General features: G+C 68.3%; 17 protein-coding genes and 1 tRNA gene. 9 read left to right on the forward strand and 9 right to left on the reverse strand.

Going from position 1 to position 14,377, the window contains the following annotated elements; all coding sequences use genetic code 11:
* Positions 1-3: 3 nt before the first annotated feature.
* Positions 4-441, reverse strand: coding sequence for a methylaspartate mutase subunit S (gene glmS, locus EYW40_RS15405; protein WP_135822548.1), 438 nt, complete (start codon positions 439-441; stop codon positions 4-6).
* A 152-nt stretch (positions 442-593) separates the two neighbouring features.
* On the opposite strand from glmS, the gene mct reads away from it, so the two are divergent.
* From mct to EYW40_RS15425, 4 genes are all read left to right on the forward strand, one after another.
* Complete coding sequence (gene mct, locus EYW40_RS15410; protein WP_135822549.1) at positions 594-1,757, forward strand: succinyl-CoA:mesaconate CoA-transferase; 1,164 nt, start codon at positions 594-596, stop codon at positions 1,755-1,757.
* A 147-nt stretch (positions 1,758-1,904) separates the two neighbouring features.
* Positions 1,905-2,225 (forward strand): DUF5785 family protein, encoded by a 321-nt coding sequence (locus EYW40_RS15415; RefSeq protein WP_135822550.1) that lies wholly within the window; start codon positions 1,905-1,907, stop codon positions 2,223-2,225.
* A 152-nt stretch (positions 2,226-2,377) separates the two neighbouring features.
* Complete coding sequence (locus EYW40_RS15420) at positions 2,378-2,965, forward strand: CBS domain-containing protein (protein WP_135822551.1); 588 nt, start codon at positions 2,378-2,380, stop codon at positions 2,963-2,965.
* 250 nt (positions 2,966-3,215) lie between these two features.
* The gene (locus tag EYW40_RS15425; RefSeq protein ID WP_135822552.1) at positions 3,216-4,526 is read left to right on the forward strand and encodes an ABC transporter substrate-binding protein; all 1,311 of its coding nucleotides are present in this window, start codon (positions 3,216-3,218) and stop codon (positions 4,524-4,526) included.
* A gap of 151 nt (positions 4,527-4,677) precedes the next feature.
* On the opposite strand, the gene EYW40_RS15430 is transcribed toward EYW40_RS15425, so the two are convergent.
* The 4 genes from EYW40_RS15430 to EYW40_RS15445 are packed head-to-tail and all read right to left on the reverse strand — an operon-like array spanning position 4,678 to position 8,538.
* On the reverse strand, positions 4,678-5,382 hold the full coding sequence (locus EYW40_RS15430; protein WP_135822553.1) for an ABC transporter ATP-binding protein: 705 nt from the start codon (positions 5,380-5,382) through the stop codon (positions 4,678-4,680).
* Complete coding sequence (locus EYW40_RS15435; RefSeq protein ID WP_135822554.1) at positions 5,379-6,212, reverse strand: ABC transporter ATP-binding protein; 834 nt, start codon at positions 6,210-6,212, stop codon at positions 5,379-5,381. Before EYW40_RS15435 ends, EYW40_RS15430 begins: the two co-directional genes overlap by 4 nt.
* Positions 6,209-7,597, reverse strand: a complete 1,389-nt coding sequence (locus EYW40_RS15440; protein ID WP_135822555.1) for a branched-chain amino acid ABC transporter permease — start codon at positions 7,595-7,597, stop codon at positions 6,209-6,211. The genes EYW40_RS15435 and EYW40_RS15440 overlap by 4 nt, the downstream gene beginning before the upstream one ends.
* Positions 7,594-8,538, reverse strand: a complete 945-nt coding sequence (locus EYW40_RS15445) for a branched-chain amino acid ABC transporter permease (RefSeq protein WP_375137160.1) — start codon at positions 8,536-8,538, stop codon at positions 7,594-7,596. The genes EYW40_RS15440 and EYW40_RS15445 overlap by 4 nt, the downstream gene beginning before the upstream one ends.
* A 343-nt stretch (positions 8,539-8,881) precedes the next feature.
* Between EYW40_RS15445 and EYW40_RS15450 the strand changes: the two genes are divergently transcribed.
* The 3 genes from EYW40_RS15450 to EYW40_RS20060 all read left to right on the forward strand — a co-directional run bounded on the left by EYW40_RS15450 (position 8,882) and on the right by EYW40_RS20060 (position 9,730).
* Positions 8,882-9,370 carry a GNAT family N-acetyltransferase gene (locus EYW40_RS15450; protein ID WP_135822557.1) on the forward strand — a complete coding sequence of 163 codons (489 nt, stop codon included), beginning with the start codon at positions 8,882-8,884 and terminating at the stop codon, positions 9,368-9,370.
* A gap of 12 nt (positions 9,371-9,382) precedes the next feature.
* Positions 9,383-9,456 (forward strand) — tRNA-Thr (locus tag EYW40_RS15455).
* A gap of 127 nt (positions 9,457-9,583) precedes the next feature.
* A complete protein-coding gene (locus tag EYW40_RS20060) occupies positions 9,584-9,730 on the forward strand; it encodes a DUF7331 family protein (protein WP_202614567.1) in 147 nt (48 codons plus the stop codon).
* 29 nt (positions 9,731-9,759) lie between these two features.
* Here EYW40_RS20060 and EYW40_RS15460 read toward each other — a convergent pair whose 3' ends face one another.
* Entirely contained in the window at positions 9,760-10,143 is a 384-nt protein-coding gene (locus EYW40_RS15460) for a PaaI family thioesterase (RefSeq protein WP_135822558.1), read from the reverse strand.
* Positions 10,144-10,244: 101 nt separating this feature from the next.
* Here EYW40_RS15460 and EYW40_RS15465 point away from each other — a divergent pair, with 101 nt between their 5' ends.
* Positions 10,245-10,481: a CopG family ribbon-helix-helix protein gene (locus EYW40_RS15465; protein WP_135822559.1), complete on the forward strand. Its 237-nt coding sequence runs from the start codon at positions 10,245-10,247 to the stop codon at positions 10,479-10,481.
* On the opposite strand, the gene EYW40_RS15470 is transcribed toward EYW40_RS15465, so the two are convergent.
* The gene (locus tag EYW40_RS15470) at positions 10,478-11,350 is read right to left on the reverse strand and encodes an amidohydrolase family protein (protein WP_135822560.1); all 873 of its coding nucleotides are present in this window, start codon (positions 11,348-11,350) and stop codon (positions 10,478-10,480) included. The two genes, EYW40_RS15465 and EYW40_RS15470, sit on opposite strands and share 4 nt — an antisense overlap.
* 38 nt (positions 11,351-11,388) lie before the next feature.
* The gene (locus EYW40_RS15475) at positions 11,389-12,333 is read right to left on the reverse strand and encodes an alpha/beta hydrolase (protein ID WP_135822561.1); all 945 of its coding nucleotides are present in this window, start codon (positions 12,331-12,333) and stop codon (positions 11,389-11,391) included.
* Positions 12,334-12,395: 62 nt separating this feature from the next.
* Here EYW40_RS15475 and kynU point away from each other — a divergent pair, with 62 nt between their 5' ends.
* Positions 12,396-13,676 carry a kynureninase gene (kynU, locus tag EYW40_RS15480; RefSeq protein WP_135822562.1) on the forward strand — a complete coding sequence of 427 codons (1,281 nt, stop codon included), beginning with the start codon at positions 12,396-12,398 and terminating at the stop codon, positions 13,674-13,676.
* A gap of 22 nt (positions 13,677-13,698) precedes the next feature.
* On the opposite strand, the gene EYW40_RS15485 is transcribed toward kynU, so the two are convergent.
* Positions 13,699-14,349 (reverse strand): DUF6517 family protein, encoded by a 651-nt coding sequence (locus EYW40_RS15485; RefSeq protein ID WP_135822563.1) that lies wholly within the window; start codon positions 14,347-14,349, stop codon positions 13,699-13,701.
* Positions 14,350-14,377 lie beyond the last annotated feature (28 nt).

Consider the following 14,377-nt stretch of genomic DNA (forward strand, 5'->3'; position numbering starts at 1 on the left):
TCGCTACGCCCGAACCCGTTCGTCCGGCTCCGTGCTGTGGATCCCGAGGTCCTGTCGGAGGGCGGCGACTGCCTCCTCGGGGTCGGTCTCGGAGTCGAAGACGCGGTCGAAGCCGAGCCGGCGGAACCGCTCGCGGGTCTCGGCGAAGTCGTTTTGCCCGACCGCGAGGTTGCCGCCGATGTAGGTGACCGCGTCGGTCTCGTGCCCGGCGAGCGTCTCGTGGAACCCCTGGCAGTCCTGCTCGGCGTGGCCGTACAGCGAGGAGACCAGTACGGCCTCGGCGTCGTGGGACGCGGCTGCGCTCGCGAACTCCTCCTGGGAGGTCTGGACGCCGAGGTTGACGACGTCGAAGCCGGCCGCTTCGAACGTCTGTTCGAGGATCGTGATGCCCACGACGTGGGCATCGGACCCGATAACGCCGAGGATGACTGTCTGGGCCATCGGTACCACCACGGACCCGGACCGGGGCATTAAACCTAATGGTCTTTCATGATAATACTCCTTAATGGTCTTTTCACATGTATGTGGGCACTAACCACATTCATCACGAACTATAGCCAAGGTTTTTCCGCCGGGTCGACCCAGGGAGTCGCATGGGAGCCCTCGACGACCTGCGCGTGCTCGACCTGACGCAGGTGCTCGCCGGCCCGTACTGTACGATGCTGCTCGCGGACATGGGCGCGGACGTGGTAAAGGTCGAACGGCCCGGCGGCGACCTCATCCGGTCGAACCCGCCGTTCGCCGAGGACCCGGAGGCCGAGGCGTACGGCGGGTACTTCCAGAGCGTCAACCGCGGCAAGCGGAGCCTCGAACTCGACCTCGGGGACGGGCGCGACCGCGAGGCGTTCCTCGACCTCGTCGAGCGCGCCGACGTCGTCGTCGAGAACTACCGCGCCGGCACGATGGAGTCGTTCGACCTGGGCTACGAGACGCTCCGGGAGCGCAACCCCGAACTGGTGTACAGCGCGATCCGGGGCTTCGGCGACCCGCGAACCGGCGCGACCGACCGGCAGGGCCAGCCCTCGTTCGATCTCGTCGCGCAGGCGCTGGGCGGCGTCATGGAGATCACCGGGCAGGCCGACGGCCCGCCGACGAAGGTCGGCCCCGGGATCGGCGACCTGTTCACCGCCGCGCTGAACGCCGTGGGGATCCTCGCGGCGGTCCACCACCGCGAGCGAACCGGCGAGGGGCAGTTCGTCGACACCGGCATGTACGACGCCATCGTCTCGCTGTGCGAGCGGACGGTGTACCAGCACTCCTACACCGGCGACCCGCCGACGCGACGGGGGAACTCCCACCCGACGCTGTTTCCCTACGACGCCTTCGAGACCAGGGACGGCCACGTCGTCGTCGCGGCGTTCGGGAACAACCACTGGACGGCGCTGTGCGAGGCGATGGACCGCCCGGACCTGGCGGCCGACTACCCCGACCCGGGGAGCCGCCTGCGGAACCGCGAGTCGCTCCGGGAGACCATCGCCGCGTGGACCGCCGACCGGACGACCGACGAGGCCGTCGCCGCGCTCGACGGACTGCCCGTCGCGCCGGTGCAAAACACCGCGGACATCTTCGACGACCCGCACCTCCGCGAGCGGGAGATGCTGGTCGAGGTCGACCAGCCCGGCGCCGACCGGCGCGTCACCGTCGCCGGCACGCCGATCAAGATGACCGGGACGCCGCCGGAGCCCGGCGACCGCGCGCCGCTGCTCGACGAACACCGCGAGGAGGTCCTCGGCCGGACCGCCGCCTCGGACGACTGAGAGCGTTCGCTCTCGCCGAGTGCCGGTGAGCGCCGGTACCGGTGGGCGATCCCGGTACATAGCGAGAGCAAACGCCGTGTGGGGCCAGACCCCTGTGGGATCGACGGTATGGAAATCCTTTTGCGCCGCCCGTCCGCAGGTCCCCGCATGGACTGGCCCCACGACCCCGACGGCGACGAGGGCAGCGAAGGGATGCGGAAGTACGGGATGGCGATCCTCGCCAAGAAACTGGACGAGGACGAGGGCTTCCCGCTCGACGTCGACGAGTTCGTCGCGGAACATGGCGACGAGCCGCTCCGGCTCAACCACCGCCGCATCGTCAGCGTCGCCGACGTGTTCGAACACGTCCGCGAGGACGAGTTCGAGGACATCGTCTCGTTCCACAAGGGCGTCGGCCGCGCGATGCGCGAGGGCGGCTTCTGGGAGTACCACCCGCAGGGCGAGGACCCCGAGCACAAGCCCGCGTAACGCGGCCCCGTTTTCGACCGATCTCGCGCCGCCGAGCGCCGACGCCGTCGCGCACTAACCGCCGGAGGGTTGTCCGATCTCGGTACTTCGACGCGTGTTCGCTTAAAGATAGCGGGGGTAGATTTTAGACACGCCGTGGCAACGTTTCGCACATGGAAAGCGTGACGATCAGAGACGTGATGACCAGGGAGTACGTCGGCGTCAGCGAGTCCGACACGGTCCTCGGGGCGGTGCGGCTGATGCGCGAGGAGGAGGCCGGCAGCGTCGTCGTGCTCCGCGGCAGCGACCCGGTCGGGATGCTGACCGAGTGGGACGTGCTCGGTGTCGTCGCCGACGAGGCGGACCCCGCGGAGACGACCGTCGCCTCGGTGATGTCGGAGCCGGTTCTCACCGTCGCCGCCGACGAGAGCCTTCAGACTGCGACCGGGAAGATGTCGAGCGAGCGGGTCCGGCGGCTGGTCGTGACCGACGACGGCGAAGTCGTGGGCGTGCTGAGCGAGCGCGACGTCATCGCGGCCGCCGCTACTGGCTCCGCGCCCGAGTCTGCCCCGGCCGCGCCCCACGACGCGGACCCGGTCGCGGCCGCCACGGTCGAGGGGGCCCAGCGCGACGACCGGGTCCGGGCGGAACCGAACGGCGGCTACTCCGATCAGGGCGTCTGTGAGGCCTGTGGCGCGCTCGCCGACACGCTCCGGGAGTTCAACGGCCAGCTCGTCTGCGCCGAGTGTCGGGAAGTCTAACCCGACCCGGCGCGGCCGCCCCGTGCGCGCCCGCCGCGTCGCCGATACCCCGCGGCCACGGCGGGTTCGCGCGCGCCGCGTCGCGGCCGACGACCCCCGTCGAAGGGCGTCAGACCGGTCCTCACGGGCTGGATCCAGAGATTTGGAGTTTTAATCGATACGCGAAATACGCCAACTATGATCATTTATCTCCCGGATCGTTGAACGACGTAGGGATATACTTATAACAGATGACCCTATACGGGTACACATGTCATACCGCATGAGACGGCGTGACGTGTTAAAGGGTGTCGGAGTTGCTGGAACGGTCGGCGTCGCCGGCTGTATCGGAAGCGATGACGGCGGCGACGGGGGCGGCAGCGGCCCCGACCTGCTGACCGTCATCGGTTACCCCGAAAGCGGGATCCAGTTGTTCCGTGACTACTACAGTGCGTCCGACGGTTCCGAGGACATCCTCATCCCGGACGGCCTGCAGGACCCGGCGCTGCCGGGGCAGGTCGGCAACGAGATGAGCAACGTCACCGGCACGGCCCCGGCGGCCGGCGGCCCGAACCAGGAAGCGTTCACCTCGCTCTACGAGGACGAGTACGGCGAGTCCCCCGGCGTGTTCACGTCGCAGTCCTACGACTCCAGTGCGATCCTCATCCTCGCCAACGCCGCGGCCGGCGAGAACAGCGGCCCGGCGGTCCGCGACCAGATGCGCCGGATGGCCAACCCCGAGGGCGACACCTACGGCCCCGAGGAGTTCGTCTCCGCGGTCGAGGCGGCCGCCAACGGCGAGAACGTCAACTACCAGGGCGCGTCCAGCGCCGTGAACTTCGACCAGAACGGCGACCCCGCCTCCGCGGCCTACCAGATCTGGGAGTTCGCGGGACAGGACGCCGACTCGGTCGACGTCCAGGAGACCCAGAACTTCGAGGGCGAGAACCCCGATGGGGCCGGTCCCTCGGCCGACGAGTCGCCCGGCGGCACGGGCCGCACCATCGAACTGGGCGTGTTGCTCCCCGAGACCGGTGACCTGGCGTCGACCGGCGGCCCGATGATCAACGCCTCCGAGATCCCGGCGATGCAGGTGAACAACTCCGACCTGGACCTCGAAGTGAACGTCCAGTTCGAGGACACCAACACCTCGCCGGACCAGGGTGTCAGCGGCGCGGGGTCGCTCATCAGCGGCGGCGTGCCCGGCGTCAACGGCACCGCGTCCTCCGGCGTGAACGTCCCGGTGTGCCAGGAGTCGCTCATCCCGAACGAGGTCGTCGGCTGCTCGCCGTCCAGCACCGCGCTGTCGGTGACGAACCTCGACGACGACGACTTCATCTTCCGGACCGCGCCGAGCGACCAGCTGCAGGGCCGCGTGATGGCCCAGGTCGCCTCCGAGCGGCTCGGGGCGGAGTCCGCCGCGACGCTGTACGTCAACAACGACTACGGCCAGCAGCTCTCGAACCGCTTCAGCAACGTGTTCGAGGACACGTTCGACGGCGAGGTGTACGACCAGATCAGCTTCAACATCGGCGAGTCCTCGTACACCAACGTCATCGACTCGGCGCTGTCGAGCGGATAGTCGGGACGCGGCCGAACCCACTCGTTTTTTGACCGCTACGTCGCCAGCGACGGCGTCGGCGGGCACGCCGTGACGATCCACGTGCCATACGGGCGGCTCAATGCGGTGTGCTACGAGCCGTCGAACCGCGAAAAGGAAAGACCGCCGGGCGTCAGCCGCCGAGGAACTGCTGTCTGACCTCCTCGTCGTTCAGCAGCACCGTCCCTTCGTCCTCGAACCGGTTCTGCCCGTTGGCGAGCACGTAGCCGCGGTCACAGCGGCGCAGCGCCTCCTTGGCGTTTTGCTCGACCATGAGGATCGCCGTCCCGTCGTCGTTGATCTCGTCTATCTTGTCGAACATCTCGTCGACCAGGTCCGGCGCGAGGCCGGCGCTCGGCTCGTCGAGCAGGAGCAGGTCGGGGTCGAGCATCAGCGCCCGGCCCATCGCCAGCATCTGCTGCTGGCCGCCGCTCATCGTGCCGGCCTTCTGGCCCTTGCGCTCCTCGAGGATGGGGAACCGGTCGTACACCTCGCGGAGCGCGTCCTCGGGCACCTCGTCCAAGATGTACGCGCCCATCTCCAGGTTCTCCTCGACGGTCAACTCCGCGAACACGTTGTCGCTCTGGGGGACGTAGCCCATCCCCTTGTGGATGACGTCCTCCGGCTCGATGCCGGTGATGTCCTCGGTCGCGAAGGTGACGGTCCCGGCCATGTGGGTCGTCAGCCCGAACACGGACTTCATCACCGTCGACTTCCCCGCGCCGTTGGGGCCGACGATGGTGACGTACTCGCCGTCTGCGACGTCCAGGTCGACGTCCGTGAGGATCTGGAGGTCGCCGTAGCCGGCGTCCAAGTTGCGGACTTCGAGCAGGCTCATACTTCACCACCGAGATACGCCTCGATGACGTCGTCGCTCGCCTTGACCTCGGCGGGCGTGCCGTCCTTGAGCACCCGGCCCTGGTGCATCACGATCACCCGTTCGCAGTTCTCCATGATCAGGTCCATGTCGTGTTCGACGATGAGGAACGTGTAGCCCTCCGCCCGGAGCTCGTGGATGTGGTCGAGCAGTCGGTTCTCCAGGGAGGGGTTGACGCCCGCGAACGGCTCGTCGAGCAGGAGCACGTCCGGGTCCGTCAGCAGCGCGCGGGCCATCTCCAGCAGCTTCCGCTGGCCGCCCGAGAGGTTGCCCGCGTACTCGTCGGCGAGGTGGTCGATCTCGAAGAAGTCGAGCACCTCCCACACCCGCTCTAGCTGTTCGGTCTCCTGGCGCTGGACGTTGTCGCGAACCCCGGGGGTGATCGAGCGCCACAGCGCCTCGCCGATCTGCCCCTTGGGCGCGAGCATCATGTTCTCCAGCACCGTCATCTCCTCCAGTTCGCGGGCGATCTGGAAGGTGCGTGCGAGCCCGCGGTTGGCGATCTCGTGGGGTGCGAGTCCGGTGATGTCCTCGCCGTTGAACCGGACCGCGCCGCTGTCGGGGTCGTGCATCCCCGTGATGAGGTTGAACGTCGTCGACTTCCCCGCGCCGTTGGGGCCGATGAGGCCGGTGAGGGTCCCCTTCTCGACCCCGAAGCTGACGTCGTCGACGGCGGTGATGCCGCCGAACGTCTTGCGCAGTCCCTCGACCTTGAGGGGGACGTCGGACTCCGTCTCGACGCCGCCCCCCGTGATGTCCGTTTCGCCGGTCGTGTCGGTGGTGCCGCTCATTGTTGTTCACCTCCGTCGGTCGCCGCGGCGTCCGCGTCGCCGCCGACGCCCTCGGGCCGCGAGAGGTCGATGCTCGACGCGGTCTCCTTGCGGTGCCCGAGCATCCCGTCCGGCCGGTTGTGCATCAGCCAGATCAGGACCAGCCCCATGATGACGAGCCGGAGCTGGCTGATACTGTTGAGCGTGTACGCGAGCAGCGGCCACGGGTCGAACGACCCCATGGCGGCCATCGCCTGGCCGAAGCTCCCCGGTCCTTCGAGGCTGCCGACCGCCGCCTCGATGAGGTTCTTGATGAGACGCGGCCCCTCGTACAGCGCCGCCGCGAAGACGGCACCGCCGAGGAAGCTCCCGGTGTTGGAGCCGGGACCGCCGATTATCAGCGCGATCCAGATGTAGAACGTGATGTTCGGCCGGAACGACGGGGGCGTGATGCTCCCGCGGCCGGCGTACCAGAGGATGCCGCCGAAGGCCATCAGCGCACAGCCGAACACGAACGACTTCAGCTTGAAGCGGTTCGTGTTCTTCCCCAGCGAGTTGGCGACGTCCTCGTCCTCGCGGATCGCCTTGAGGACGCGGCCGAACGGCGACGAGCCGGTCCGGGTGAGCAGCCAGTAGAACAGGGCACACACCAGCAGCAGGATCAGCCCGTACGTGAGGCTGTCGACGACCGGCTTGGGGTTGTTGGCGATGAAGTTCTGCTGGACGAAATCGACGAAGCCGAGATACGGGTCCCAGAGGAACAGCGCGCTCAGTATCGCCTCCAACGGTGGCGTGTAGTTGAGTATGAGCCCGCCGCCGCCGCCCAGCCCGATCGTGTCCGCCGCCGGGTCGAGCGTGAACAGCCACAGGTCGATCGTATCCGGGACCGTGTACGTCTGGAACGTCCGGGACATCAGCGTGAACCGGATGATCTCGGAGAACGCGATCGTGACGATAGCGAGGTAGTCCGCCCGCAAGCGAAGCGCTGGCAGTCCGACCAGGAGGCCGAACAGCGCCGCGACGACCACGCCGGCGACGACGCCGACGCCCAGCGGCAGCCCGAAGCCGCCGACCTGGGCAGCGCCGCCCTGTGCCGCCGGCGGCTTGGAGACGATAGCGGTCACGTAGACGCCGATCGCCATGAACCCGACGATGCCGATGTTGAACAGCCCGGTGTATCCCCAGTGCAGGTTCAACGCGAGCGCGAGCATGCCGAACACGCCGATGTAGAACGTGAGGTTGGCGACGGTGTTCAACTGCCCGCGCAGCGAGAACCCGAAGACCACGCCCGAGAGGATGTACACCAGGTAGATGGCCCCGAGGACGCCCAGCACGAGTCCGGGGTCCCGGTTGAGGAAGCCAAAGAGGCGGTCGCCGACGCCGGCGGAGGAGGCGTCGTCGCTCATGCTGTCGACCTCCCGCTGAAGATCCCCTGCGGTTTGAACAGCAGGATGGTTATCATCACGAGGAACGCCGCCGCCCGGCCGAACGCCGAGGGGATCCAGATCACGGACATCGACGCCGTCAGCCCGATGATGATCCCGCCGGCGATCGCGCCGTATATCGACCCGATGCCGCCGAGGATGACGGCGGCGAACACGAGCAGGAGAAGCAGCCAGCCGTCGTTGAAGCCGAGCGTCCCCTTCCAGAGGACGAACATGTAGCCCGCGATACCGGTGAGTCCGCCGCCGATGATCCACGTCGAGCGGATGACCCGCTCGGTCGGGATCCCGGTGACGCGAGCGAGATCCTCGTTGTCAGACATCGCGCGCATCGCCTTGCCGAGTTTGGTCCGCTGGAGCAGGAGGTGAACCCCGAGCATCAGCGACCCGGCCACGACCAGCAGCGTGAGGTCGTGTGCGTGGACGAACACCGTCCCGTCGATGAACACCAGGCTCCACTCCGGCTGACCCCCGGCGTCGGTCGTGCCCCGAACGCCCGGACCGAAGACGAACTGGATCAGGTACCGGAGCGCGAAGGCGACACCGACGCTCGTGATGAGCAAGGCGATCCCGTCCTCGTCACGGATCGGCTTGTACACGTACCGGTCGACGAGCAGCGAGAGAGCGATAGTCGACAGTCCGGCAACGATCATCCCGAGAATCACCGCAAGCGGCGACGTGACGATGCCGGCACCGATCGCGCCACCGAACACCGACCCGCCCGCGCCGACCAGCAGAAGGGAACCGATGTTGGCGTTCCCGTAGCCGGCGACGAGATACGTCGTCGCCCAGCCGGCGAACGCCCCGCTCGTGAGGTAGTCCCCGTGCGAGAAGTTCGCGAAGTTGAGAATGCTGTACGTCATCGAGAGTCCGACGCCGGCGAGTCCGACGACCAGGCCGCGCATCAGCCCGTCCCAGACGTAACCGCCGACGTCGCTGAACGCCACTCGACCGGCGATCAGCCCCTCGATGAGAAACCACGCCATCCAGACGGCAACGAGACCGACAACGATGGCGAACGGTTGCTCTACGACAACCCGCCGCCCACGTGAATACGTTTCAGATACACCCATTGGCAACACTCCACACAACACCTTCCCGCACTCAACTCATAATAACTTTTCCTTGACCGTTCGTCACGCCGGAGGGCGGATTTTGGTAAACGATTGCCGGATTTCATCGGCATCTAGTTGAGGAAAACACCTATGCCCGAGCGGCCGGGATTCCGGAGCACAGCAGCTAGCAACGATGCAGATCGATACCCCGACGACCGACGACCTCGCTGCCCTGGTCGACCTGTGGGTCCGGTTGGCCGACGAGCAGCGCCGACACGGCTCCCGCCTCCTCGCCGAGGGCAACCGGACGCCGGTCCGCGAAACCATCGCCAGAAGCGTCGTCACGGGGAACGCCCGGATCGCCCGCCGGGACGGCGACATCGTGGGCTTCGTCACGTACGAGATGGACGCCGGGACGTACGAACTGGACCTGACGCGGGGGTCAGTCACCAACCTGTTCGTCCGCCGGGACGACCGGAACGCCGGCGTCGGCAGCGAGTTGCTCGCGGCCGCCGAGCGGGCGCTTGCCGAGGACGGAGCGGACGCGGTCACGCTCGAAGTGCTCGCCGAAAACGAGGCGGCCCGACGGTTCTACCGCCGGGCGGGCTACGGCGACCGCCGCGTCGTCATGGAGAAGGCGCTGCCGGACAAAAGCGATACTCACTCAAAGGGCGACCGATAACTACGCCGTAGCGCCAGGGGAGCTTGGGCGGTTCAAGCACTCGACTTGTAATCGAGACTCCCAGGGTTCAAATCCCTGCCCTGGCTTCGGTGTGTCCTCTCGTCCGGAGGGCACGACCCGCGCCCGGAGTTTTTCGCGGTTCGGCACGTGAACAGGTCGGCCTGTCGCGGAAACAGCCTTATGTACCGAAGCGCGCCCAGGGACAGGTAGCGAATGGCAGCCGACCACCAACCCCCCGCCGACGGAACCGACGACAGATACCGTGCCTACGAGACCGACGACGACCGGTTCGTCGTGTACGACGCCGACAACGGGGACGCGTGGCTCCACTCGACGGTCGCGGTGCCCGTCGATCGATAGCGACGCCCGCCGACGCGGTTCCCGCCCGACTACCCCGTCTTGTACACGCCGCGAGCGTCGGCGACGGCGGTGCCGTCGGCCGCGAACACGTCCACGTCGACGACGCCAACGTCGCTCCCGCAACGCACCACGTCCGCCTCCGCGCGCAGGTCGCCGGTGCCGGCCTCCAGGTAGTCGATCCGCATGTCGATCGTCGGCACGGGCTGGTCGACCAGCGAGACGAGGGCGGCCCCGCCGACGGTGTCGGCGAGCGTGAACGTCACGCCGCCGTGGGCCATCTGTCGGTCGGCGTTCCACGACAGGTCCTCGCGCATCTCGATCCGTCCCTCCGCGTGACCGTCGTCGACGGCGGTCACTTCGACCCCGAGCAGGTCGGCGAAGGGCATCTCCTCGAAGAATGACTCCACGTCCATACCGCCGCGTATGCGAACCGGGAAATTAAACGTGTATGATCCCCGTCCGGTCGGAACGGCCGCCAAAGGGTTCATACCCGTTGGGGAAATAGCCCCGGTCGATGCCCCGCATCGAAGTGACGCTACCGGACGACGTCGAGGTCCAGCTCGATCAGATGGTCGACCAGGGGGAGTTCGTCAACCGCGAGGAGGCGATAGAGGAGCTGCTGTCGCTCGGCATCAAGGAACACCAGACCGTCGCGGAGACCGAGGAGCGCGGCGAGGTCGGCTTCGAGGAGGAGATGATGGCGACCGACGAGCGTTCCATCGGCGACGACGACGACGGCTACGCGTTCTAGAGGTCGAGGAAGCGTTCCGCGTTCTCCCAGAGGAGCTTCCGCTGGATGTCCTCGGGGAACTCGAGGTCGGCGAACTGCGACAGCCACGGCTCCGGGTCGAGCATCGGGTAGTCCGTGCCGAACATCACCTTGTCCGACAGCAGCGTCTTCGCGTAGTGGAGCACCTGCTCGTCGATGTAGTTGGGCATCCAGCCCGAGAGATCCATGTACACGTTGCCCTTCTGCTGGCAGATGGCCAGTTGCTCTTTCTCCCACGGGAACGCGGGGTGGGCGATCAGGATCTGCAGGTCGGGATGCTCCGCGGCCACGTCGTCTATCAGCATCGGGTTCCCGTACTTGATCTTGAGGCCGCGCCCGCCGGGGCTGCACGCGCCGAGCGTGGAGTTGCCGCCGTGGAACACGACCGGTACGCCGAGTTCCTCGATGGTGGCGAACAGTTCCTCGTGTTCGGGGTCGCTCGGGTCGAACCCCTGTGCGATCTGCTGGAACTTGAACCCCGAGAGGTCCAGATCCTCGACCGCGCGCCGGGCCTCGGCCACGCAGTCGTCCTTGAGCGGGTCGACGGAGGCGAAGCCGACGAAGAAGTCGTCGTACTCGTCGCGCACCTCCGCGACGTAGTCGTTGGGAACCGGCGGGTTGCCGGTGTTGGTCTCGGCGTCCCAGCCCAGCAGGACCGCGCGGCCGACGCCGGCGTCGCGGTACTCCGCGATCATCTCGTCATAGCCGTGGGTCTCCAAGTCCGTGCCGAAGCGGTCGGCGGCGTCGCGCATCATCTGCCCGCCGGCGTCGTGGAGGAACTCCTCGGTCGGCTGGTGGGCGTGCGTGTCGATGGCGCGGGGCTCGTCCGCGAGAACGTCGGGCGTCGCCATGCCTCACCCGTCGTCGGAGGGGACCAAAAACCCCGGCGTCAGAGCCGCGCCCGGAGCGACGCCGCGACGTCGTCGAACGCCTCGTCGGCGACGGCCGCGTCGTCCGCGAGGCTCAGGACGCCGTGGGGGACCGACGGGTAGTGCAGGTGGTCCACCTCGACGCCTTCCTCGGCCAGCGCCGCGGCGTAGTCGGCCCCCTCGTCGTGCAGCGGGTCGTGGCCGCAGGTGACGACCGTCGCGGGCGGGAGGCCGGCGAGGTCGGTCGCGCGGGCCGGCACCGCGTACGGGTTCGCCCGGTCGACGTCGCTCCGCAGGTACTGGTTCCAGAACCACGCCACGTCGCGCCGCGTCAGAAGCGGGCCGTCGGCGTTCTCCGCGTAGGACCCGCCGACGTCGCCGCCGTCGGCCGCGGCGTCGTCGACCATCGGGTAGCACAGCGCCTGCGCCGCGAGGTCGGGGCCACCCACGGCCCGTGCCCGAAGCGCCGTCGCCGCGGCGAGATTGCCGCCCGCGCTCGTGCCGGCGACCGCGAGGCGCTCGGGGTCGCCGCCGACCGCGCCCGCGTGCTCGGCGACCCACTGGAGCGTCGCGTACGCGTCGTCTATCGCCGCCGGGAACGGGTGCTCCGGCGCGAGGCGGTAGTCGACGGCGACGACGACCGCGCCAGTTCGGCGGGCAAACCGCCGGCAGATGTCGTCCGACGAGTCCAGCGTCCCGAGCGTCCACCCGCCGCCGTGGTAGAAGACGACGACCGGCACGGGCGTCTCGACGTCGGGGCGGTAGACCCGGAGCGGCAGGTCGCCGCCCGGCCCGTCGATGGCCATGTCGCGGACGAGGTCGACCGGCGGCGGGTCCGCGCCGCCGAACACCTCGTCCTCGATCCGGCGCGCCGACTCGACCGACAGCGCGTGCCACTCCGGGATCCCCTCCCGCTCGATGCGCTCGACGACCACCGCGACCTCGTCATCGAGTTCCGTGCGCATTCCTGCCGGCCCTTCCCGCCGCGGGACAAAGGTACTTGCCCCGCGCGCCCGCTGTGACGGGCATGGATGAACTCGACGCCGACGCCGCGGTCGCCGAGCGCCGCGACGAGGCCGACCCGCTCGCCGAGTTCGCGGACCGGTTTCACGTCCCCGACGACGGGCTGTACATGGACGGCAACTCGCTCGGGCCGCTGTCGACTGACGCCGAGCGGACGCTGGACCGCGTGGTCGAGGAGTGGCGCGAGATGGGCATCGAGGGGTGGACCGAGGGCGAGCCGCCGTGGTTCCGCTACGCCGAGCGCCTCGGCGACCGCCTCGCGCCGCTGCTGGGCGCGGACGGGGACGAGGTGGTGATCGCCAACTCGACGACGGTCAACGTCCACAACCTCGTGGGGACGTTCCTCGACCGGGCCGACGGCGACGCGGTGGTCGTCGACGAACTCGACTTCCCGACGGACCACTACGCGGTCCGCGCCCAGTTGCGCCAGCGCGGCCTCGACCCGGAGGAGAAACTCGTCGTGGTTGAGAGCCGCGACGGCCGGACGATAGCGGCCGAGGACGTGGTCGCCGCGATGGACGAGCGCGACGACGCCGGCGTCGTGTTCCTCCCGAGCGTGCTGTACCGGAGCGGCCAGTTGCTCGACGTGGAGCGGATCACCGCCGCGGCCCACGAGCGCGGCCTGCTGGCGGGGTTCGACCTCGCACACTCCGTCGGCGTCGTCCCGCACGACCTCTCCGCTCACGGCGTCGACTTCGCGACGTGGTGTAGCTACAAGTACCTCAACGCCGGGCCGGGCGCCATCGCCGGCCTCTACGTGAACGAGCGCCACTTCGGCGAGACGCCGGCGCTGGCCGGGTGGTGGGGCCACGAGAAGGAGACGCAGTTCGAGATGAACATGACCTACACCCCGGCCGACTCCGCGGGCGCGTGGCAGACGGGGACGGTGCCGATGCTCTCGGCCGCGCCGCTGGAGGGGTCGCTGGAGGTGCTCCACGACGCGGGGATCGACGCGGTGCGGGAGAAATCGGTCGAACTCACCGAGTACCTGATCGAACTGGTCGACGACGAACTCGCCGACTACGGCTACGCCGTCGGCACGCCCCGGGACCCGGACCGCCGCGGCGGCCACGTCGCGCTGGAACACGACGAGGCCGAACGGATCAGCGCGGCCCTGCGCGACCGCGGCGTCGTGGTCGACTACCGGCCGCCGAACGTCGTCCGGACGTGCCCGTCGCCGCTGTACACCTCGTTCCGCGACGTGTACGACGCCGCGGCGCACTGCCGTGACGTGGTCGCCTCCGGCGAGTACGAAACGTACGACGCGGAGGGGGAGGTCTCGTAGACCGGTTCGGGGACGCCGGGACTCAGTGCTCCAGACCTTCGACGAGCGAAACGACGTTTTGCTCCTCCCGGTCGTCGATCTCCTGGGGGTAGACGGCGATCGGGACCACGAAGTCGCCGTCGTGGCTGACCTGCCCGATGTGGATGTACACGTCGACGGAGGTGCCGTCGAGGTCCGCCTGGCCCGGGAACTTCGACAGTTCGACCGTCTCGCCGAGCGTGTCGATCTGGGTCGTCCCCTCCTCCTGCCCGACCTCCATCCCCTCGTACCTGCCCTGGACCTGCTGGATCAGCTCCCGGTTCGACATGTCGTCGATGGGGTTGAACGTCTTCCCGAAGAGGTCGACCTTCGGGGTCGAGAACGCGACGAACACCGCCGCCTGCTGCTCCATGCCGAGGAACGAGACGCTGCGCTCGTACTCGCTCATGTAGTTCGTCGCGACGACCTCGCGCTCCTGGCCGGCCGCGGAGAACGTCCGCGACACTTCCTGTTTGCTCGTCTCCTCGTCGTTCGCCTGCTCGTATCCCGTCTCGTCGAGGCTGGCGTCGCCGGCCGTCGCCGGGGACGCCGAGAACTCCTGGGCCTCGTTGCCCAGGATGAAGCCGAGACAGCCCGACCCCGCGACGATCCCCCCACTCACCAGCCCGCCGAACGCGCGTCGTGACAGCGTCATGCCCGCCGGTTTCGCCCCTCGGAATAAA

Origin of the sequence: Halostella litorea, from assembly GCF_004785955.1 — an archaeon.
GTDB lineage: Archaea > Halobacteriota > Halobacteria > Halobacteriales > Natronoarchaeaceae > Halostella > Halostella litorea.

Coding starts and splice junctions, on each gene's coding strand:
- EYW40_RS15440 (WP_135822555.1), bottom strand. CDS start 7,597: ATGAGCGACGACGCCTCCTCCGCCGGCGTCGGCGACCGCCTCTTTGGC.
- EYW40_RS15465 (WP_135822559.1), top strand. CDS start 10,245: ATGCCCCGCATCGAAGTGACGCTACCGGACGACGTCGAGGTCCAGCTC.
- glmS (WP_135822548.1), bottom strand. CDS start 441: ATGGCCCAGACAGTCATCCTCGGCGTTATCGGGTCCGATGCCCACGTC.
- EYW40_RS15415 (WP_135822550.1), top strand. CDS start 1,905: ATGGACTGGCCCCACGACCCCGACGGCGACGAGGGCAGCGAAGGGATG.
- EYW40_RS15425 (WP_135822552.1), top strand. CDS start 3,216: ATGTCATACCGCATGAGACGGCGTGACGTGTTAAAGGGTGTCGGAGTT.
- EYW40_RS15420 (WP_135822551.1), top strand. CDS start 2,378: ATGGAAAGCGTGACGATCAGAGACGTGATGACCAGGGAGTACGTCGGC.
- kynU (WP_135822562.1), top strand. CDS start 12,396: ATGGATGAACTCGACGCCGACGCCGCGGTCGCCGAGCGCCGCGACGAG.
- EYW40_RS15460 (WP_135822558.1), bottom strand. CDS start 10,143: ATGGACGTGGAGTCATTCTTCGAGGAGATGCCCTTCGCCGACCTGCTC.
- EYW40_RS15445 (WP_375137160.1), bottom strand. CDS start 8,538: ATGCGCGGCCTGGTCGTCGGACTCGCCGGCGTCGGACTCTCGATGACG.
- EYW40_RS15450 (WP_135822557.1), top strand. CDS start 8,882: ATGCAGATCGATACCCCGACGACCGACGACCTCGCTGCCCTGGTCGAC.
- mct (WP_135822549.1), top strand. CDS start 594: ATGGGAGCCCTCGACGACCTGCGCGTGCTCGACCTGACGCAGGTGCTC.
- EYW40_RS15475 (WP_135822561.1), bottom strand. CDS start 12,333: ATGCGCACGGAACTCGATGACGAGGTCGCGGTGGTCGTCGAGCGCATC.
- EYW40_RS15430 (WP_135822553.1), bottom strand. CDS start 5,382: ATGAGCCTGCTCGAAGTCCGCAACTTGGACGCCGGCTACGGCGACCTC.
- EYW40_RS15485 (WP_135822563.1), bottom strand. CDS start 14,349: ATGACGCTGTCACGACGCGCGTTCGGCGGGCTGGTGAGTGGGGGGATC.
- EYW40_RS15470 (WP_135822560.1), bottom strand. CDS start 11,350: ATGGCGACGCCCGACGTTCTCGCGGACGAGCCCCGCGCCATCGACACG.
- EYW40_RS20060 (WP_202614567.1), top strand. CDS start 9,584: ATGGCAGCCGACCACCAACCCCCCGCCGACGGAACCGACGACAGATAC.
- EYW40_RS15435 (WP_135822554.1), bottom strand. CDS start 6,212: ATGAGCGGCACCACCGACACGACCGGCGAAACGGACATCACGGGGGGC.